Annotated in this window: 23 protein-coding genes and 1 tRNA gene; 17 read left to right on the top strand and 7 right to left on the bottom strand. The window is 68.2% G+C overall.

Features of this window, described 5'->3' with window-relative positions; genetic code table 11:
- Positions 1 to 128 precede the first annotated feature (128 nt).
- The 13 genes from PQ455_RS10365 (at position 129) to PQ455_RS10305 (ending at position 10,573) form a co-directional block, all read left to right on the top strand.
- Complete coding sequence (locus PQ455_RS10365) at positions 129 to 1,670, top strand: tape measure protein (RefSeq protein WP_273685999.1); 1,542 nt, start codon at positions 129 to 131, stop codon at positions 1,668 to 1,670.
- Positions 1,667 to 2,953 (top strand): DNA circularization protein, encoded by a 1,287-nt coding sequence (locus PQ455_RS10360; protein ID WP_273685998.1) that lies wholly within the window; start codon positions 1,667 to 1,669, stop codon positions 2,951 to 2,953. Before PQ455_RS10365 ends, PQ455_RS10360 begins: the two co-directional genes overlap by 4 nt.
- The gene (locus PQ455_RS10355; RefSeq protein ID WP_273685997.1) at positions 2,946 to 4,013 is read left to right on the top strand and encodes a phage baseplate assembly protein; all 1,068 of its coding nucleotides are present in this window, start codon (positions 2,946 to 2,948) and stop codon (positions 4,011 to 4,013) included. Before PQ455_RS10360 ends, PQ455_RS10355 begins: the two co-directional genes overlap by 8 nt.
- Positions 4,010 to 4,528: a phage baseplate assembly protein V gene (locus tag PQ455_RS10350; protein ID WP_273685996.1), complete on the top strand. Its 519-nt coding sequence runs from the start codon at positions 4,010 to 4,012 to the stop codon at positions 4,526 to 4,528. Before PQ455_RS10355 ends, PQ455_RS10350 begins: the two co-directional genes overlap by 4 nt.
- Complete coding sequence (locus tag PQ455_RS10345) at positions 4,525 to 5,196, top strand: DUF7168 domain-containing protein (RefSeq protein ID WP_273685995.1); 672 nt, start codon at positions 4,525 to 4,527, stop codon at positions 5,194 to 5,196. The genes PQ455_RS10350 and PQ455_RS10345 overlap by 4 nt, the downstream gene beginning before the upstream one ends.
- A complete protein-coding gene (locus PQ455_RS10340) occupies positions 5,193 to 5,657 on the top strand; it encodes a phage GP46 family protein (protein ID WP_273685994.1) in 465 nt (154 codons plus the stop codon). Before PQ455_RS10345 ends, PQ455_RS10340 begins: the two co-directional genes overlap by 4 nt.
- Before the next feature lie 2 nt (positions 5,658 to 5,659).
- On the top strand, positions 5,660 to 6,700 hold the full coding sequence (locus tag PQ455_RS10335; RefSeq protein ID WP_273685993.1) for a baseplate J/gp47 family protein: 1,041 nt from the start codon (positions 5,660 to 5,662) through the stop codon (positions 6,698 to 6,700).
- A 4-nt stretch (positions 6,701 to 6,704) separates the two neighbouring features.
- Positions 6,705 to 7,418 (top strand): YmfQ family protein, encoded by a 714-nt coding sequence (locus PQ455_RS10330; RefSeq protein ID WP_273685992.1) that lies wholly within the window; start codon positions 6,705 to 6,707, stop codon positions 7,416 to 7,418.
- The gene (locus PQ455_RS10325; protein WP_273685991.1) at positions 7,418 to 8,143 is read left to right on the top strand and encodes a gp53-like domain-containing protein; all 726 of its coding nucleotides are present in this window, start codon (positions 7,418 to 7,420) and stop codon (positions 8,141 to 8,143) included. Before PQ455_RS10330 ends, PQ455_RS10325 begins: the two co-directional genes overlap by 1 nt.
- Positions 8,144 to 8,153: 10 nt before the next feature.
- Positions 8,154 to 8,555 carry a phage tail assembly chaperone gene (locus tag PQ455_RS10320; protein ID WP_273685990.1) on the top strand — a complete coding sequence of 134 codons (402 nt, stop codon included), beginning with the start codon at positions 8,154 to 8,156 and terminating at the stop codon, positions 8,553 to 8,555.
- A 139-nt stretch (positions 8,556 to 8,694) separates the two neighbouring features.
- Positions 8,695 to 9,504, top strand: coding sequence for a DNA adenine methylase (locus PQ455_RS10315; RefSeq protein ID WP_273685989.1), 810 nt, complete (start codon positions 8,695 to 8,697; stop codon positions 9,502 to 9,504).
- Positions 9,501 to 9,719: a hypothetical protein gene (locus PQ455_RS10310; RefSeq protein ID WP_273685988.1), complete on the top strand. Its 219-nt coding sequence runs from the start codon at positions 9,501 to 9,503 to the stop codon at positions 9,717 to 9,719. The genes PQ455_RS10315 and PQ455_RS10310 overlap by 4 nt, the downstream gene beginning before the upstream one ends.
- Positions 9,720 to 9,925: 206 nt before the next feature.
- Positions 9,926 to 10,573 (top strand): S24 family peptidase, encoded by a 648-nt coding sequence (locus PQ455_RS10305; protein WP_420542779.1) that lies wholly within the window; start codon positions 9,926 to 9,928, stop codon positions 10,571 to 10,573.
- A gap of 44 nt (positions 10,574 to 10,617) precedes the next feature.
- On the opposite strand, the gene PQ455_RS10300 is transcribed toward PQ455_RS10305, so the two are convergent.
- Positions 10,618 to 10,776, bottom strand: a complete 159-nt coding sequence (locus PQ455_RS10300) for a hypothetical protein (RefSeq protein ID WP_273685986.1) — start codon at positions 10,774 to 10,776, stop codon at positions 10,618 to 10,620.
- Positions 10,777 to 11,067: 291 nt separating this feature from the next.
- Here PQ455_RS10300 and murA point away from each other — a divergent pair, with 291 nt between their 5' ends.
- Complete coding sequence (gene murA, locus PQ455_RS10295; protein WP_273685985.1) at positions 11,068 to 12,354, top strand: UDP-N-acetylglucosamine 1-carboxyvinyltransferase; 1,287 nt, start codon at positions 11,068 to 11,070, stop codon at positions 12,352 to 12,354.
- A gap of 81 nt (positions 12,355 to 12,435) precedes the next feature.
- Here murA and PQ455_RS10290 read toward each other — a convergent pair whose 3' ends face one another.
- The 4 genes from PQ455_RS10290 to PQ455_RS10275 form a co-directional block, all read right to left on the bottom strand.
- The gene (locus PQ455_RS10290) at positions 12,436 to 13,269 is read right to left on the bottom strand and encodes an alpha/beta hydrolase (protein WP_273685984.1); all 834 of its coding nucleotides are present in this window, start codon (positions 13,267 to 13,269) and stop codon (positions 12,436 to 12,438) included.
- Between the two features lie 50 nt (positions 13,270 to 13,319).
- Positions 13,320 to 13,751 carry a hypothetical protein gene (locus PQ455_RS10285; protein WP_273685983.1) on the bottom strand — a complete coding sequence of 144 codons (432 nt, stop codon included), beginning with the start codon at positions 13,749 to 13,751 and terminating at the stop codon, positions 13,320 to 13,322.
- Positions 13,752 to 13,821: 70 nt separating this feature from the next.
- Entirely contained in the window at positions 13,822 to 14,202 is a 381-nt protein-coding gene (locus PQ455_RS10280; RefSeq protein ID WP_273685982.1) for a hypothetical protein, read from the bottom strand.
- Positions 14,203 to 14,280: 78 nt separating this feature from the next.
- Positions 14,281 to 14,357 (bottom strand) — tRNA-Met (locus PQ455_RS10275).
- Between the two features lie 171 nt (positions 14,358 to 14,528).
- Here PQ455_RS10275 and PQ455_RS10270 point away from each other — a divergent pair.
- Entirely contained in the window at positions 14,529 to 14,936 is a 408-nt protein-coding gene (locus PQ455_RS10270) for a DUF3775 domain-containing protein (protein WP_273685981.1), read from the top strand.
- Between the two features lie 515 nt (positions 14,937 to 15,451).
- Here the strand turns inward: PQ455_RS10270 and PQ455_RS10265 are convergent.
- The gene (locus tag PQ455_RS10265; protein ID WP_273685980.1) at positions 15,452 to 15,817 is read right to left on the bottom strand and encodes a MarR family transcriptional regulator; all 366 of its coding nucleotides are present in this window, start codon (positions 15,815 to 15,817) and stop codon (positions 15,452 to 15,454) included.
- A 246-nt stretch (positions 15,818 to 16,063) separates the two neighbouring features.
- Between PQ455_RS10265 and PQ455_RS10260 the strand changes: the two genes are divergently transcribed.
- On the top strand, positions 16,064 to 16,228 hold the full coding sequence (locus PQ455_RS10260; protein WP_273685979.1) for a hypothetical protein: 165 nt from the start codon (positions 16,064 to 16,066) through the stop codon (positions 16,226 to 16,228).
- A gap of 39 nt (positions 16,229 to 16,267) precedes the next feature.
- Here PQ455_RS10260 and PQ455_RS10255 read toward each other — a convergent pair whose 3' ends face one another.
- A complete protein-coding gene (locus PQ455_RS10255) occupies positions 16,268 to 16,762 on the bottom strand; it encodes a CAP domain-containing protein (RefSeq protein WP_273685978.1) in 495 nt (164 codons plus the stop codon).
- A gap of 351 nt (positions 16,763 to 17,113) precedes the next feature.
- Between PQ455_RS10255 and folP the strand changes: the two genes are divergently transcribed.
- The gene (gene folP / locus PQ455_RS10250) at positions 17,114 to 18,208 is read left to right on the top strand and encodes a dihydropteroate synthase (protein ID WP_273685977.1); all 1,095 of its coding nucleotides are present in this window, start codon (positions 17,114 to 17,116) and stop codon (positions 18,206 to 18,208) included.
- The last annotated feature ends 135 nt before the right edge of the window (positions 18,209 to 18,343 follow it).

Here is an 18,343-nt window from a genome sequence, read left to right as displayed (position 1 = left end):
TGTCCCGCACCGTGCGCGGGGCCTCGGGCTCGCTCGATCGGATGGGCCAGCGGGGCCGCGCGGCCGGTGCGGCGGCGGCCACCGGGCTCGATCGCGTGCGCGAGCGTGCCGGGCGGCTGGACACTTCGATGCGTCGCGCCTCGCGCGGTGTCGAGGCGGTCACCCGCTCGACGCGCTCGCTTGTGGTCAGCGCGGGCCGCGCTGGCGTCGCCATGGATCGCATGGCGACGCGAGGGGTCGGGGCTCTTGCTCGCCTCGATCGGCGCTTCGAGCTGACGCGCCGCACCGCGCGGCGCACCGGCGAGTTCATCGGCAGCACAATCCGGGGCGGGGCGCTGGCGCTGGGCGGCGCGGCGATCACCGGCCTTTGGGCGACGATCACGACGGGCGCGCGGTTCGAGGGCTTTCGGTCTCAAATGGAGGGGATCGAGGGATCATCGGGGAAGGCGGAGCGGTCGCTGAAATGGATCGCCGACTTTGCCAAGACCACGCCCTATCAGCTCGAAGACGTCGTTGCCGCTTTCATCAAATCCCGTAATCTCGGCATCGACCCGATGGATGGGTCGCTGCGGAGCTTGGGCGACGCGGCCGGCGCCCTTGGCAAGTCCCTCGATGACGCCGTCGAGATGATGGCCGACGCGCAGACGGGTGAGTTCGAGCGCCTGAAGGAGTTCGGCATCGTCGGCAGCCAGAAGGGCGCGACGGCTACATTTCGATACATGACCAAGGCCGGGAAGACCGCCTCGGTCAGCGTCGCGAAGGACGCGAAGAAGATCCAGGCCGCTTTGCTGACCATTTTCGATGCGAAGTTCGCGGGTGGTATGGATCGCCAGTCGCGCACAGTGGCGGGGAAATGGTCGAACCTGATGGACTTCCTCGGCGGCGTGGCGCGGAGGGTCTGGGATGGCGGGTTCGGCAAGATGCTGGATCGTAACCTCGCGAAGCTGCTCGCCTGGACAGAGAAGGCCGAGCGGGATGGATCGCTCGATAAGTGGGCCACGAAGGTGGGCGACGGGCTTGCTAGGGCTGGTGATGCCATAGCGCGAACCGATTGGAAGGCGGTTGGCGACGATATCAACTATCTCGCCGGCACTGTGCGTGATCTCGCAGGCGGTTTGGCTGATCTTGTACCAATTCTGAGAGAACTTGATCGGTGGCGCGAAAAGTTTGGCCGCTTCCAGGCTGCTGCTGATGGTGTTGCCGCTAAGGTGTGGGGCGCCGCCGACGCGGCTGACCGATATTTTCCCGATCAGTGGGGCAAGTATCTGTTCAACGGGCAGGACGGCAAGCCGCTCCGCTACCCGTCTGCGCCGAAGCCGCGCTGGTCGATCCGCTCGCCCCGGACTGAGCAGGAGCGCGCGCCGGGCTGGAGCCTGATGCAGGGGCGGGCGCCGCTGGTCCGCCCCGTTCGCCCGCCCCAGCTTGCCCCGTCGTGGCAGCGGATCATGGCCAATCCGCGCCGCTTGTCGACGTCGCCGGCCGCGCCACGTTTGGGACCGCCGCTGCGGCGCGCCACGCCCGCCCGGCCGCAGGCGCCGGTCAAGGTCGGCGGCAAGCTCGACATCCACATCACGACGGATCGCGGTACCCAAGCGCGCACGACCAAGCTCTCCTCGGTCAACCGTGACGTGCCGATCGACGTGTCGCGTGGCTTCGTGCCCGTCGCATGAGCTGGCGCGACCAACTCCAGCCCGGCAGCTTCCGGGGCGCGGCGTTCGCCGTCCGGGCCGCCGAGAATAGCGGCGGCCGGCGCGGGCCTGACCACAGCTATCCCCAGCGGGATACCGGCTGGGCCGAAGACATCGGCCGGGCGGCGGCCCGGTTCACCATCGACGCGATCGTCATCGGCGCCGACTATATGGCGGCGCGCGACGCGCTGATTGCGGCGTGCGAGGCGAAGGGGCCGGGCACGCTGGTCCACCCCTGGCGCGGCACGCTTCAGGCACAATGCCGAACCTACACGGTCGCAGAATCGACCGAGGAAGGTGGCATGGCCACCTTCACGATCGAGCTGGTCGAGGCCGGCGAGATTGTCGCGGCCGAGGTGCGCCAGGCCACGGCGGACGCGGCGGTCGAGGTGGCCGACGACGTGAAGCTGAGCGCGATCGAGCGCTTCGCCGCCGGGTTCAGCGTGGCCCGTCTGCCAGCGTTCGTCGAGGCGGCGGCGGCCGACGCGATCGGCGTGTTTACAGCCGTCACCACTGCGGCGGGCGTCCTTCAGGGCGGCACCGGGAATGCGCTTCGCACCTTCCTGATCGGTCTCAACGTCCTGCCGGGAGGATTGCTTAGGTCGCCGCTGCTGCTCGCCCAGGCGATCGATGGCGCGCTGTTCGCGCTTGGCCAGCTCGGCAGCTCGCCCGCCTCGCGAGTCACCGCTCTGCGGCGCGTGATGAGCGATGGCGTCGCCTTCCCGCCCGTCGTCGCCGCGACGATCGGCGCACCGAGCGGTCCCTATATCGTCGCCACCGCGACCAGCCCGGCGCCGATCGGCTTTACTCCGGCACGCCGGCAGGAGTGGGAAAATCAGGTCGCGCTCACCCGTCTGATTACTACGATCGCGGCGGCCGAGGCGGTGCGCAGCTGCTCGCAGATCGTGTTCGCCAGCTACAACGAGGCCGCCGCGCTCCGCTCCGCGTTGCAGGATGATCTGGACGCGCTCGCGGTTGCGGCGGCCGATGCCGGCGATGACGCCGCCGCCGACGATCTCGACCGGCTTCGTCTTATCATGGTGCGCGACATCACAGCGCGCGGTGGCTCGCTGGCCCGGATCTACACGGTCAGCCCAAGCCGGACGCTCCCCGCCCTCGCGCTGGCGCATCAGCTCGACGGCACGCTGGACGATCTTCTCTCGCGCTCGGCCGACCTGGTCGCCCGCAATGGCATCCGGCATCCGGGGTTTGTCATGGGTGGTCAGCCGGTCGAGGTGCTGGGTGAAAGGACGGCCGGTGCCTGAGGATCGCGATCGCGTCACCCTTGTCATCGGCGGCAAGGCATATGGCGGCTGGACATCCATCGCGATCCAACGCGATCTCGACGCGCTCGCGCCGTCGTTCGAGCTGGGCGTGACCAGCCGCGACCCGATCACGCGGGCGGCCTGGCCGATCACGCCGGATCAGCCCTGCCGCGTCGAGATCGGCGGTGAGACGGTCATCACCGGTTGGGTCGATAGTCTCACGCCGGAGATCGATGGCGAGAATCATTCGATCAGCGTGGCCGGCCGGGGGCGAGCAGGCGATCTGGTCGACTGCGCGGCGATCGCGAAGCCGGGCAGCTGGCGCGGGCGGCGGCTCGAACAGATCGCGGGCGAGCTGGCGAAGCCGTTCGGCATTTCGGTCGTGGCCCGCACCTCGACCGGCGCGCCGTTTCGCCTCTTCGCGCTTCAGCCTGGCGAGACGGTATCGGAGGCGATCCTGCGGCTGTGCCAACAGCGCGGACTGCTCGCCGTCTCGACGCCGGCCGGCGACATCGAGATCATCACGGCCGAGCCGGTCGGGCCGGCAGTGCGCATCGTCGAGGGCGAGCAGCCGATGCGGATATCCGCGCGGCACGACGTCTCGAACCGGTTCAGCCGCTATGTCGTGAAGGGGCAGGCTGCCGGCGACGATGATGTCAACGGCACCGCCGCCGCCGCGCCGACCGCCAGCGCCAGCGATCCGGCGGTGAAACGGTACCGGCCGACGATCGTGATGGCCGAGGATCAGGCGGACATCGCGACCTTGCGCAAACGGGCAGCCTGGGAGGCGATCGTGCGGGCGGCGCGGGCGCAGGAAGCGACCGTTACGCTCGCGGGCTGGCGGCGCGACGACGGCAAGCTCTGGTCGGAGATGCAGGCGGTCGATGCCGATCTGCCATCGGTCTGGATTACGGCGCCGCTGGTGGCGGCGGGTATATCCTTCCGCCTCGACGAAGACGAAGGGCAGCGGGTCGAGATCCGGCTCGCCCGCAAGGAAGCCTATACCCAGCTCGCCATCCCCGATCGCGCCGAGGCCGCGCGCCTGGAGAAGGCGGCATGAACGCGGAGGCGCTCAATCGCTTCCTGGCGCCAATCCGGCGCCGGATGTCGGGCATGGTGGCGCGCGCCATCGTGTCCGCGATCAGCGACAACAAGGGGCTTCAGGCTGTCCAGATCCAGGTGCTGGCCGACGAAGGCCACGACGACGTCGAGCGGCTCCAACAATATGGCTTCACCTCGGTACCGCGTCCCGGCGCCGAGGCGGCGGTGATGTTCGTCGGCGGCCTGCGGAGCCACGGCCTGGTCATTGCCGTGGATGATCGACGATTTCGCCTGAAGGGACTGCGCGAGGGCGAAGTGGCGCTCTACGACGATCAGGGGCAGTCGATCCTGCTCGGTCGCGACGGCATCCGCGTCGTCACCCCGAAGCCGCTCAAGATCAGCGCCGCTAGTGTGACGATCGAAACTGACTCGGTCGATTTGGGCGGCACGGGCGGCAAGTCCATCGCGCGTGTCGGCGATCCGGTGTCGGGCGGCATCATCACGAGCGGCTCCAGCAAAGTGAGGGCGCTGTGACCAAGGCGGAGGTGATCACTAAAATCCGGAAGTGTCTCGCGCTTTCTCGCAGCGCTAACGAGCATGAAGCCGCCGCTGCGCTCGCTAAAGCTGCCGAACTGGCGCGGCTTCACGGCGTTGATCTTGATCTAATCGAAGTCGGCGAAGCGTCAGCTCGTGCGAGCCGCACGAGGCGGCCGGCGGGCTGGCAGACATTGCTTGCCGATGCGGTGTGCGCTGCGATCGGCGTCACCCGCTTTCTTGACAGCGTTGGCGACTATCGGTTCGTCGGCCGGGGCGCGTTGCCAGAGATAGCGAGCTATGCATTCACGATCTTGTACCGGCGGCTGAAGGCCGAGCGGGCCAGGTATCTCGATCAGCACTTGAGACGCGTCAAAACTGCTTACCGTAAGCGGGTTAGGGCCGACGCGTTCTGCGCGGGGTGGGCAGCCGTTGTGCGGCAATCAATCAAGTCGCTGGCGCCAACCGCTGAAACCGATGACCTTATCGGCCGCTATCTGGCTGAACAGCATCCGGGACTTATCAACGTTGCGGCGCGGCCATCGGCGGGGGCGCGTCGGATCGACGACGATTATTTCCGAGGTGTGAGCGCCGGACGCGATGTGAATATCGCGCGCGGCGTCGGCGGCACGCCAGATGGTCCGGTTCGCATCGGTCGCGTTGTATGACCGATATTGCTCTCACCTGGCGTGACGCCCTGATGGAGGCGGACATCGCTCTCGACGGCGCTCGCTTGGCCACCGACGACGGCCTGCTCACCGCCATCCTCATCTCGCTCTTCACCGATGCGCCCGCGCGGCCGGATGACGTGCTGCCGGCTGAAGGCGCGCGGGGCGGCTGGTGGGGCGACGCCGTGCCAGCGCAGGCCGGCGATGTGATCGGCTCGCGCCTGTGGCTGCTCAGCCGCGCCAAGCGCCTGGCGGACGTCGCCGTCGTCGCGCGAGGCTATGCCGAGGAAGCGCTCAAATGGCTGCTCGATGACGGCGTCGTCGCGGCGATCGCCGTCGAGACGGCGGCGGCGGGCGACGTGCTGGCGATCGGCGTGACGGTCACCCGGCCGGCCGGCGGCGGGCGCCAGCGCTACGATTTCACCTGGAGCGCGACCGCGCGGGAGCTTTCGGGCCGATGAGTTTGATCCGTCCTACCCTGACCAATCTGGTCGATCGCCAGCGCGACGATCTCGCCGCGCGGCTGGATGGCGCCGACAGCCGCCTGCGCCGCTCGGTCCTGGATGTGCTGGCGCGGGTCCATGGCGCCGGCCTGTTCGGCCTCTACGGCTATCTCGACACGATCGCGGCTGAGGCGATGCCGGATACAGCAACAGACTGGCTAGCCCGCCACGCGCGGATCTGGGGCGTGACGCCGAAAGTCGCGACGGCGGCAACCGGCGACGTGTCCTTCACCGGCGTCGCGGGCTCGCCCGTTCCGGCCGCCACCGCCCTCCTGCGGAGCGACGGCGTCGAATATCTGACGATCGCTGATGTCGTGCTGACCGGCGGAGTGGGGACGATCGCGGTGGCGGCGGCGCTGACCGGCTCGGCGGCGAACGCGCTCGCGGGCCAGCAGCTCACCCTGGTGTCGCCCGTGGCTGGCGTGTCCTCGATCGCGACGATCGGTGGCGACGGCCTGAAGGGCGGGGCCGAGGAGGAAGATCCCGAGGCGCTCCGCGCGCGGCTGCTCGACCGCATCCGCCAGCCGCCGCACGGCGGCAACCTCGCCGACTACAAAAGGTGGACCCTCGAATGCGCGGGCGTGACGCGCGCGTGGGTCTATCCCGGCTGGCTCGGTCCCGGCACCGTCGGCGTCACCTTCGTATGCGAGGCGCGGACGGACATCATCCCCGGTCCTGGCGATCTCGATGTCGTGCGCGCCTATCTCGATGATCGGCGGCCGGTCACGGCGGCGCTGACCGTCTTCGCGCCGATCATCGAAGCTATCCCGCTCCATATCTCCCTCGCGCCCGGCACCGCCGCCGTCCGCGCCGCCGTCCAGGCCGAGCTGATCGACCTGTTCCAGCGCGAGGCCCAGCCGGGCGGAATCCTGCCGGTCAGCCATATCCGCGAAGCGATCAGCACCGCTGCCGGCGAAAGCGATCATGTGCTGATCTCGCCGACCGCCAATGTCGTCAGCGCGCCGGGCCGGCTGGCGCGCGTCGGCGCGATCACCTGGTGATCCGATGCTCGACGCGGCCCGCTATCTCCAGCAGCTTCAGGCGCTCCTGCCGCAAGGCCAGGCGTGGAGCCGCGCGCCCGATGCGATGCTTACGCGGCTCCTGGCGGCGATGGCGGACGGAATGGCGCGTGTGGACGCCCGCTCGGCCGACCTGCTCGAAGAGCTTGATCCGTCGACGACACTGGAGCTGCTCGGCGACTGGGAGCGGGTTGCCGGCTTGCCCGATGCCTGTGTGCCGGTTGGTGGCAGCATCGCCGATCGGCAGACGGCGCTGGCGCGCAAGATCGCCGGCCTCGGCGGCCAGTCGGTCGGCTTCTTCGTTGATCTGGCGGCGCGCCTCGGCCTCGATGTCGAAATCCGCGAGCCCGAGCCTTTCGACTGCAATTCGCGGATCGATGGCGAGATCAGCGATGACGGCTGGCGGGCCGCCTTCATCGTCCGCGTCCTGCCGCCCAGTGAGACGATCGGCGACACGCCGCGCGTCGCGATCGCCGAGTTCACCACGCTCAGCACCGTGGACGAACGGCTTGCCAGCTTTGGCGCCGAGGATCTCGAATGCGTCGTCATGCGGGCGGCACCGGCCCACAGCTCGCCGCTCTTTGCCTACCCGACCGATCCCGAGCCGATGCTCTGGTTCGACTTCACCCAGGCGCCGCCCGCGCCCGCGCCTGTTCCCCCAGAGCCGATGCTCTGGTTCGATTTTCTTGGAGCGTCCTGATGCATAGGATCGATACCCCCGGCAGTTTGAATGGCCATTTCTCGGTCGGTGACCCGCAGGCGGGCCAGCGGGCCACGGTGCTCGGTCAGGACTGGCCCGAGGCTGTGCAGGAAGCGATCTGCTACGTCATCGAGGCGATGGGCATCGGCTTGGCGAAAGGCGCCAATTCCCAGCTGTACGATGCCATCCGCACTCTCGCGAACCAGCGAGCAGAGGCAGCCGTCAACGCCTACACCGTGCCCGATCTATCCGGCAGCTATATCGCAGTCGGCCGGCGCGGCGCGGCGGGTGGCGTCGCGTCTCTCGATGGTGACGGCAAGGTGCCGTCGGGCCAAGTGCCGAACCTCGCGGCTTCCTATATCGCGAGCGGGCAGAAGGGCGCGGCCAATGGCGTCGCCTCGCTCGACGGGTCGGGGAAGGTGCCTTCGGGCCAGATGCCCGGCGTCCTGTCAGTCGGTGCCACCGGCTATGCGATTTTGCCGGGCGGCCTGATCATCCAGTGGGGCGGCTGCACGACCAGCGGGGGCGGCAGCGCCGCTGTGTCCTTCCCGATAACCTTCCCCAACGCCTTCTTTCGCGGGTTCGCGGTCAACGCGGCCGGCGGGGCGCCAACCGCCTGGGCGGGAACGGACTTCGGCAGCCCGAGCGGCATGACCGTTTGGCAGGCGCAAAGCTCGGGTGTCGCCTCTCCGGCGGCGGCCCATTGGATCGCGTTCGGTTTCTAAGGAGTCCAACATGAAGTTCTACAGCAAGACGACTGGCGGTTTCTATCATCCGGACATTCATGCCAGCGATGAGCGGCCGGCCGACGCGGTCGAGGTCAGCGACGCGCGGTGGGAAGAGCTGCTGATCGCGCAGAGCCAAGGGATGCGGATCGAGGGCGATGATGACGGCCTGCCGATCGCGGTAGCGCCAGTGGTCACGGCCGAGGATCAGCTCGCCCGCCTGCGCGAGCTGCGCAACGCGGCGCTGGCCACCTCCGATTGGACCCAGCTTTCGGACGCGATGGCGTCGCCTCGCCGGCAGCAATGGAAGGCGTATCGTCAGGCGCTTCGTGATCTGCCGGCACAGGCCGCCGCCGCGATCGCGGCCGGCCAGGACGCCGCCTCGATCGAGTTTCCCACGCCGCCCGGCTGATCGCGCTGGATGACGAGGGAGGTTGGCGCCCTGCAAGGCGCTTCACCGCAGGCTAGCCCCCTGCACCTCACGCGGCCCATGGTCCGCGATCGATTCCCCCGGCCGGTACGCGGCGGGGTGTTTGTGAGCATCAAAGCATATGGAGTCCATATCTCTCGAACCGGTAGATCCGGTTCGTCCCGTCGCCGGCTACATCGGCGGCAAGCGTAACCTGTCCCGCCGTCTGGTCGACCAGATCGCCGCCACCCCACATGATCTCTATGCGGAACCCTTCGTGGGGATGGGCGGCGTCTTCTTCCGCCGTGATGCGCGGCCGAAGGTGGAGGTGGTCAACGACATCTCGGCCGACGTCTCGACGCTCTTCCGCATCCTTCAGCGGCATTACACAGCCTTCCTGGACATGCTCCGCTACCAGCTTTGCAGTCGGGCAGAGTTCGATCGGCTGATGAAGGTCGATCCGGTGACGCTGACCGATCTGGAGCGGGCGGCGCGCTTCCTCTACCTCCAGCGCACCGCGTTCGGAGGCAAGGTGGCGGGTCGGCACTTCGGCACCTCGCGGACGGGCCCGGCGCGCTTCGATCTGACCAAGCTGGTTCCGCTGCTCGAAGAGGTTCACGATCGGCTGTGCGGCGTCACCATCGAGCGGCTTCACTTCGCCGACTTCATCCGGCGTTACGACCGGCCAGGCGCGCTCTTCTACTGCGATCCCCCCTATTGGGGATGCGAGGGCGACTATGGCGCCGACGTTTTCTCATGGATGGACTTCGACCTTCTAAGAGGGGTCTTAGCGGCTCTGAAGGGACGGTTTATCCTGTCGATCAACGATCGGCCCGAGGTGCGGAAGATGTTTGCTGACTTCCACATCCAGCCAGTGGAGCTTACCTATCGCATTAGCGGGCCGCCTACCGAGGCGCGCGAGCTTATCATCACGCCTAAGGAGGACGTATGACGAAGGCAGCAGAGGCGCTGTTCAAGCTGGCCCATGAAAATCTAGCAGGAGGCGGGGAGATCTGGCTCTGGACGCCTCAGTTCCCAAATTGGGTGCAGATCGATGACATCTACGTTCTCGATGAAGGCCGCGAAATCGTCTGTTTCAAAGAGGTCGGCCAGCCCGGTTATGCTTATGTCGCAATGACCGACATCACCGGGGTCCGCATCATCTGATCGCGCTTCGGAGTGCTCCAGAACCTCTTGTCTGACACTCCGAAAGCTCTTGTCGCGCTACAGCGGGTGGGGCGCATGCCGGTCTTGCGAAGATAGCGTTCGATTGTGGTCAGCAGATGCATTGCCCCGACTCCGATGTTCCTGTTACGTTCCATCTGGTCGCAAGCCATTTCCTACTTGTCTAGGAAAAATCCTAGCCGTATCGGATGAACATGATGACGCAGGAACGCACCGCCCTCCAGGCGCTGATCGACGCGCATCGCGAGGATTATACCTCGGTGTCGCGCCTGCTCGGCCGCAACGACGCCTACATTCAGCAATTCATCCGTCGCGGCACGCCCCGGCGCCTCGCCGAAGCCGATCGCCGCAAGCTCGCCCGTTATTTCAACGTCGACGAATCGGTGCTGGGCGGCCCGGCGCCTCTACCCCCGGCCGATCTGGTGCGGGTGCCGCGCCTCGCGGTCGGTGCGTCGGCGGGGGCGGGGCGCGAGGTTTCGGGCGAGCATGTCACCGGCACGATCGCCTTCCCCAGGCCGATGCTGCGCGAAATGGCGGCGGCCGGGCCGGATCATCTGTCGATCATCCGGGTCGAGGGCGAATCGATGGAGCCGCTGCTCCACGACGGCGACGAGATCCTCGTCGATCGCGGCGATCGCGCCGATCGGCTGCGCGATGGCATCTATGTGCTGCGGCTGGAGGATCGCCTGATGGTCAAGCGCATCGCGATCGGCCCGGTGCACGGCCGGATCGCGGTGGTGAGCGACAACGATCGCTATCCCAGCTGGCCGGATATCGCGGTGTCGTCGATCGATGTGATCGGTCGGGTGGTGTGGGTGGGGCGCCGGCTGGGATAGGGGGGAATGCCGACGCCCCTCACGGTGATGCTAATGGGGGGCCATCACCATGAAAACGCGCGCGGATTGTCGCCGCCGGGGCCGCGGTGGCCGTCGGCCATGTCGCGGTAGGGGGCGCGGCTGCGTTCCGCGCGGGCATCCTTCATGCGCCGCTGCTCTTCCACGCTGCGTCTCAGCAGATAGACGAGATCGTCGTCGGCCATGGTCGTCTCCTCATTCACTGGCCCCTGTGCCGGGGCCTTGTGACAGCCTTATGCCACCGAAGTGCGTAAGCGTCATGACGAAGCCGTGAAGTTTGATTGCGGAGTTTTTTGCGCGCCTCACGGCGCGGGCCCCGCCCGCCCACACCCCCACCCGACCGCCCACATGGTACGCTGTTCGGGCGGTCGGGTGGGGGTGGGGGCTGGTGCGGCCCCATCCGCGTGAGCGGATCAAACAAATGACTCTCTTCCGCTTCCTTGGCACCCCGCACCGCCTTCGTTAAGGCGGCACCCATGGATCGCATCATCATTCGCGGGCGCAACCGCCTCTCCGGCACCGTCCCCATCTCCGGCGCGAAGAATGCCGCGCTCACCCTGCTGCCCTGCGCGCTGCTGACGGCCGATCCGCTGACCTTGTCGAACCTGCCGCGTCTGGCCGACGTGGACGGCTTCGGCCACCTGCTCAATGGCCTCGGCGTCTCGACCACGATCGCCGGCGCGCGCGGCGGCGCCGAATGGGGCCGCTCGATGACGTTGAGCGCCGAAAAGATCGCCTCGACCACCGCGCCCTACGACATGGTGCGCCGGATGCGCGCCTCGATCCTCGTCCTCGGCCCGCTGGTCGCGCGCGAGGGCGAGGCGACCGTGTCGCTGCCCGGCGGCTGCGCCATCGGCAACCGCCCGATCGATCTCCACCTGAAGGCGCTCGAGGCGCTGGGGGCCGAGATCGAGCTGGCCGCCGGCTATGTGAAGGCGCGCGCGCCCGATGGCGGCCTGCGCGGTGGCCGCATCGTGTTCCCGCTGGTGTCGGTCGGCGCCACCGAAAACGCGCTGATGGCTGCGAGCCTTGCCAATGGCGAGACGGTGATCGACAATGCCGCGCGTGAGCCCGAGATCACCGATCTGTGCCGCTGCCTCGTCGCGATGGGCGCGGAGATTTCGGGCATCGGCACCGAACGGATCGTGGTGCAGGGCCAGCCCCGCCTCCACGGCGCCGACTATCGCGTCATGCCCGACCGGATCGAGGCGGGCAGCTACGCCTGCGCGGCGGGCATCACCGGCGGCGACCTGACGCTGGCCGGCGCCGACGCGGCCGACATGGCCGCGATCATCGACGGTCTGGTCGAGGCGGGGCTCCAGGTTTCCACCGTGGACGGCGGCATCCGCGTCGTGGCCGATGGCCGCCTCAAGGCGCTGACCCTCTCGACCGCGCCTTATCCGGCCTTCCCGACCGACATGCAGGCGCAGTTCATGGCGATGCTGGCGCTGGCCGAGGGCGCGAGCGTGCTGACCGAGACCATCTTCGAGAACCGCTACATGCACGTCCCCGAACTCACCCGCATGGGCGCCGACATCCAGGTGCGCGGGCGGACGGCGGTGGTGCGCGGCGTGACGGGCCTCGTCGGCGCGCCGGTGATGGCGACCGATCTGCGCGCCTCGATGAGCCTCGTCCTCGCCGGCCTCGCGGCGGAGGGGGAGACGCAGATCAACCGCATCTACCACCTCGATCGCGGCTACGAGCGGCTGGAGGAAAAGCTGTCGGCCGTAGGTGCGGACATCGAGCGTATCGGCGCGGATTGATCACTGCCCTTCGTCATTGCGAGCGTAGCGAAGCAATCCAGCGGCGGAACCTGGACTGCTTCGCTCCGCTCGCAGTGACGATCATCTGAAAGCCCCCGCCAGAAACGCCGCCACCTCGGCGCTCGGCCCGTCGCCGTCCGCGCCGATATTCTGGTTGAGCTGGCGGTGGGTCGTGCCGTCCACCGGCACCACCTTCGCCGCCGTCCCCGCCTTGCCGAGTGCCGTGGCCAGCGCCTCGGCCTGCGGGCAGCTGTCGCTCCGCTGCGACAGGCAGTGGATCAGGAAGGCGCCCGCGTTGGGCGCGGCCGCATGGCGGGTCGGCGACAGCGCCGCCTGCGTCGCCTCGTCATCGCCGAACGCCTTGCCGTAAAGCCGGCGCAGGATCGGCCGGCCCGTCTCCATCTGGCGCGGCACGTCGTAGGCGGCGCCATCCAGCAGCGAGACGGCGCGGATCGCGGAGATCGGCACGCCCGCCGCCTTCAGATAGGCCGGCTCGGTGCCGACCAGCGCCGCCAGATGCGCGCCCGCCGAATGGCCGATCAGCGCGATCCGATCGGGATCGAAACCCAGCCGCGCCGCATCCCGCCGCAGCCGCGCCACCGCCGCCGCCACGTCGCGCGCCTCGTCCGCCACCGTCACCTGCGGCACGAGCCGATAGTTGATCGTGGCGAAGGCATAGCCCCGGGCGGTGAAGAAATCGGGCTTGGCCCCGGTCCCGGTCGCCAGATCACCGCGCCGCCAGCCGCCGCCGTGGATGAAGATCACCAGCGGCGGCTTCGGCTTGCCGGCGGGGGCGGGGTGAAATTCCAGCGTCTGCTTGGGATCGGCGCCATAGCCGATCGTCGTCGGCGCGGCGTGTGCCGGGATCGCGGTCAGCATCCCGATCAGGGCAAGAACCATTCCGTCGAAGCGCATATCGTCATCTCCTCGCCGCCTTGAACGCAGGTTGGATGGCGATCCGTCGCTCAGCGCTGCAAAGTGGTCGGCGGCGGCGTCCTGCCGGCCAGAAACGCGCTGCTCGCCGGCAGCCAAAGCAGGATCAGGGCCGCTACGTCCACCGCCGACTGAAGCGTGCCCAGCCCGGTCGGCCCGGTGGCGGACAAAACGTAGGTCCACACCAGCCCGATCGCCAGCACCACCGTCAGCGCGAGGCGGGCGGCGGTGGAGCGGGCATACCAGATCAGCGCCGCCATGCCGGACAGGAACAGCCCGGCGATCAGGGCCGAGCCGACGAAGATCGCCTGGATCGACGCCATCGCCCCGGCATTCTCGCCCGCGCCGGACATCTCGGCCATTTCGGACAGCGCCGCATAGCGCGCCCAGCCGCCGAACAGCGACATCGCCGCGCTCAGCACGATCAACGCGCAGCCCAGCATGATCGATATCGGACGCACCATCGGATCACCTCCGTCACAGTCTTTCGGACGGGAAAGCGCCGGGCGGGTAAGATGTTCCTGCCAGCTGTCCTCAGGGCCGTCTGGTTGCGGCCATGGCATCGCCCGTACCCTGAAGCGAGGCCTTTGCGGGCGCCGCCTGCCCCGGTCCCTTGCCGATCGGAATGGTCAACGTGAGGCCGAAGCCGGGCGCGATCCGCGCGGGCGAGCCGCCGACCGCGCCATGCGGCGCCTCCCCCGCCATCCGGATGGCGGGCCGTTCATCGGGCAAGGGCAGCCGATACGGCGAACGGCCGCGACGCGCGCACACGATGATCTCGCCGGTCTTTTCCCGGCAATGGATCTCGGGATCGCCGTCATAAGCGGCATGGAAGCGGGCCATCGCCTCCATCGTGGACGGACGCGCATGCCCGAGGCCGGCCAGCAAGACGGCGATCGCTGTCAGGGCAGTCATGGTGAGGCGACCCCGATCGGCACCCGGTGACGCTATGGATGGAAGATGGCCGCAATGCGGCGGATCAGGGTGTCGAAATGGTAGCGGAGGAGGGACTTGAACCCCCGACCCCAGGATTATGATTCCCGTGCTCTAACCAGCTGAGCTACTCCGCCCCACCAAGCGACGCCCCGCAAGGGCCTTCGGCGAGGCGGGCGCTATAGGCAGGGCGTGGTTGGGGGTCAACCTTGTGTTTCGCGCCCGAGCGATGATCGCGGAACCGCGCGCGTCGCGCCACGTTCGCCCCCTTCGATACCATCCACGCATTGCCGCAAGGGGACGAGCTTATGGAGCTTTCGGTTTCGCTCGAGACGATCTGTCGTCTCATCATCCGGGCGCGCGAGCTGGAGGCGCAGGTGCCCGCCATCGAGAATGACGAGGAGGACGATCCCAGCGACAGTGACGATCAGTTCGCGGTGCTGGAGGATGAGGCCAATACCGGCATCGAGGAAGAGATCCAGGCGCTGCTGGAAGACCTCGGCGAGGACCAGCTGGCCGAAATCCTGTCGCTCGCCTGGGTCGGGCGCGGCACCTTCGATGCGACCGAGTGGGACGATGCGCTGGAGGAAGCCGGCGACGAGAACGCCCAGTCGATGATCGACCAGTTGCTCGACATGCCGACCCTGGCGGCCAATCTGGATGCAGGGCTGACCGCGTTCGATCTGAGCTGCGAGGGTATCGGCCAGATCGATTGAGGGCATTGGCCGGCGGGCCCGCCGGTCGCCCGCGTCGCGGCGGCGATCGGCAGAATGCTGCATTGGCGGCGGGAGCGGAAGAGGGCTTTGCGTGGTGGGCTCGTCGGGATTCGAACCCGAGACCTACAGATTAACATCCCACTTCGGCTTCCGCCGCCGCCCGTGCGGGCGTTCGTGGTCTGGACTTTCCCTTCACCGTGGCCCGCAAGGGGCGTTAGGCGGGTGCCATCAAGTCTCTACACCTTCCCGTCCTGCCCCGAAGGGAGCGGATCGGGCTTGGCTCGGGATCGCCACCGCCATCACGCGAGAGGGTTCCCCGAATTTGACACCATCCCACAAGCGCTTTCGCCGCTCATGGCTCCTAATGAAGTCCGTTGCTCTACCGACTGAGCTACGAGCCCATCACGCCGGGCGGCCCTAGCCCCGACCGGGGGCGGGATCAACCCCGCCACCCGCTTCCCGCCATGCGGAAGGCCACGGGGAGCCATCGCCGCCGCCGCGCGTCCGATCGGCACCTATACGGGCGCGGCGGACTCCCGGACGATGCGGGCGATCTTGTCGAACGTCGCCGGGCTGAGCGCCACCCATTTGACCCGCGCGTCGCGATCGTCGGTGCGCTGGGTGATATGGCCGCCCACCAGCAGCGCCTGGATCCAGCGCAGCGCCGTGGTGGTCGGCACGTTGGCGGCGACGCACAGGCTGGTGGTGGAGATGGATTTACCCTCGATCTGCGCGGCGAACAGGTCGAGCATCATATCCCAGCAGGGATCGGCGAAATATTGGGCACCCAGCGCCTCGCCACGCCGGCGACGCATCACCAGCATGTGCCGCGCCCGCGCCGCCAGCACGGGCATCTCGAAATTCGCCTCGGCGTGCGACATTTCTAGCGTCTTTCGCACAGTGTCAGGCCCGCCTGCCCAACTTCGTTACCATAACGGAACAATATCGACCGCGCCAAAAGAAACGCTCCGAACGCCCTACACCCCCACCCGCTTAGAAGGACGCGGCCCCCGCGCGCAATTTGCGTCTGGCGGTGCATCCGAATTGGACCTTATTGCGTTGGTGTGGAGAAGGCTGGATGCCTTCGTCTATCGTTCATAGCCCTCTCGAGGCACCGGAATGTGTTTGTGACACCAGGCAGTAACCATCTGAAATGCCTTAACCATCTGAAGGAGGCGCTGGATTGTCTCCGGGCGGACGATGGCGATGCGATCACGGCCGCGCGAATCGAGCATGCGATGGACGATCTGCGCCATCGCCTGATCGCGCAGGGCATCGATCCCGATAAATAGTCGGGGCGGCGGGCCCGTGTCGGCCGATCGCGGCGGCGATCAATATGGCGGGCGTCCGACGACATTCCCGGCGGGCGCATAGCGACAGACGAGGAAATCATTGGATCGGTCGCTGGCCATTGCGCAGCCGACCGACGTGGTCGTCGACCAGATCATCTGGGTGTAGTGGCCAACGGCGGCATGGTTATCGAGCCAGCGCGCCGGATCGGGCAATTGCTCCTTCTCCGCCGCCCAATGGCCCAGCATCTCGGTCAGGCTGTACGCATTGCGCGTGCCCATCCAGATATTCTCGCCCTCCACCTTGTTCTGCGGATCGTGCCAGATCCGCCCGGCGCGCGCGAGGGTACGAGCCCACACGGCCGCGCTGGCGGCCAGCGTATCGCTCCAGATCAGCGGCGCGGTGCCGACATGGGCGCGCTCGACATTGTGGAGGGCGACGATGCGGGCGGGATCGATCCGGCTAGGGGCGCCGGCAAGCGTCGTAGCCGGGGCCAGTGTGCAGGCGATCGCGAACAGAGGGCCGATTCTCGCCATGCACTGACATTCCTCCCGTCGCGGGACTTCATGGACCCGTCGCGAGAGCGGTAACGAGGATCGACGGCATGCGATCCACGCGACATGAAAAAAGTCGGTGCTGGAACAAGCTATCCGCCAGCTGCCACAGCCAGCAACGCCTTCGTGCCGGGCCCCGGGGCCGCCCGACGAGACAGGCGCTCAGGATGAACCTCGTCCCTCCGGTATGACGTCGAAGCGCAGTCGACCGGACGGCACCGATCGGGGGGCGTCCTTCGACTTCGCGCAGGACGGACGGTGTTGGTTTGGGGAGTGGGGCGGGGCGGCTTCGGCTCCTCGACTTCGCCCATCCGCCGGGCGTAGAGGTCGCCGATGACCCTCTACCTCCGCCCTACCGCCTTCGTCGACGCACCCTTCGGCCTCGATGGGCAGGTGCTGCGCCTCGCCGGAGGGCTGTGCTGGTTCTCCGCGATCGAGGCGATCGCCGCCGCGGATGGTCGCCGGACGGGCACGACGCTCGTTCCGGTCGAGCGCCTGTCCTCCTTCCTCGCCACGCTCGACATCACCGCGCGGGCCGGGGCCGAGGCGACGATCGCCCGCCTCACCGCGCCGCGCCCGGCGCTGATGCTGGGCGAGCGGCGGATCGGGCTCGACGAGCCCAAGGTCATGGCGATCCTCAACGTCACGCCCGACAGTTTCTCGGACGGGGGCACCCATGCCGACCCGGTGGCGGACGGCGTCGCGATGGCAGCGGCCGGGGCGGCGCTGGTGGACGTCGGCGGGGAATCGACCCGGCCGGGGGCGGAGGCGGTGTGGGAGGGCGAGGAGATCGCGCGGGTCGCGCGCGTCGTCGCGGGGCTGGCGCGGGCCGGCGTCGCGCTCTCGATCGACACGCGCAAGGCGGGGGTGATGGAGGCGGTGCTGGCGGCGGCGCCCGCCATCGTCAACGACGTGTCGGCCCTGCTGTGGGATCCGCGTTCGGCCGAGGTTGTGGCGCGCGCCGGCGCGTCGGTCGTGCTGATGCACCATCAGGGCAGCCCCGAGACGATGCAGCGCGGGCCGGCTTATGGCGATGTGCTGCTGGAGGTCTACGACTGGCTTGGCGAGCGGATCGCGGCGGCGGTGGCGGCGGGGATCGATCGGGCGCGGATCGTCGTCGATCCCGGCATCGGCTTCGGCAAGACGGTGGCGCACAATCTGGCGCTGCTAAACGGCCTGTCGCTGTTCCACGGCCTTGGCTGTCCAATCCTGCTGGGGGCGAGCCGCAAGCGGTTCCTGGGTGCGCTCGATGGCGAGGCGCCGGCCGATCGCCGGCTGGGCGGATCGCTCGCCACGGTGATGGCGGGCGCGGGGCAGGGGGTACAGCTGTTCCGCGTGCACGACGTGGCCGAGACGGTGCAGGCGCTGCGTGTGTGGCGGGGGATGCGCGATCAGGCGCTGACTTTCCAAGCTCCCACGCCCATGTAATAGCCGCCGGCGAATTTGGCGGCGGCACCGGCCCGCTCCCCCACCCGGCCACCCAACGGCAGTATCTTATGGGTGGCCGGGTGGGGGAGCGGGCCGGTGCCGCCCTGATCCGGCAAGGCCGGATCAGAACAGGAG

Origin of the sequence: Sphingomonas naphthae, assembly GCF_028607085.1 — a bacterium.
GTDB classification, from domain to species: Bacteria; Pseudomonadota; Alphaproteobacteria; order Sphingomonadales; family Sphingomonadaceae; genus Sphingomonas_Q; species Sphingomonas_Q naphthae.
The sequence above is the reverse complement of the archived record's forward strand: the minus strand, read 5'-3'. Positions and strand labels throughout refer to the sequence as shown.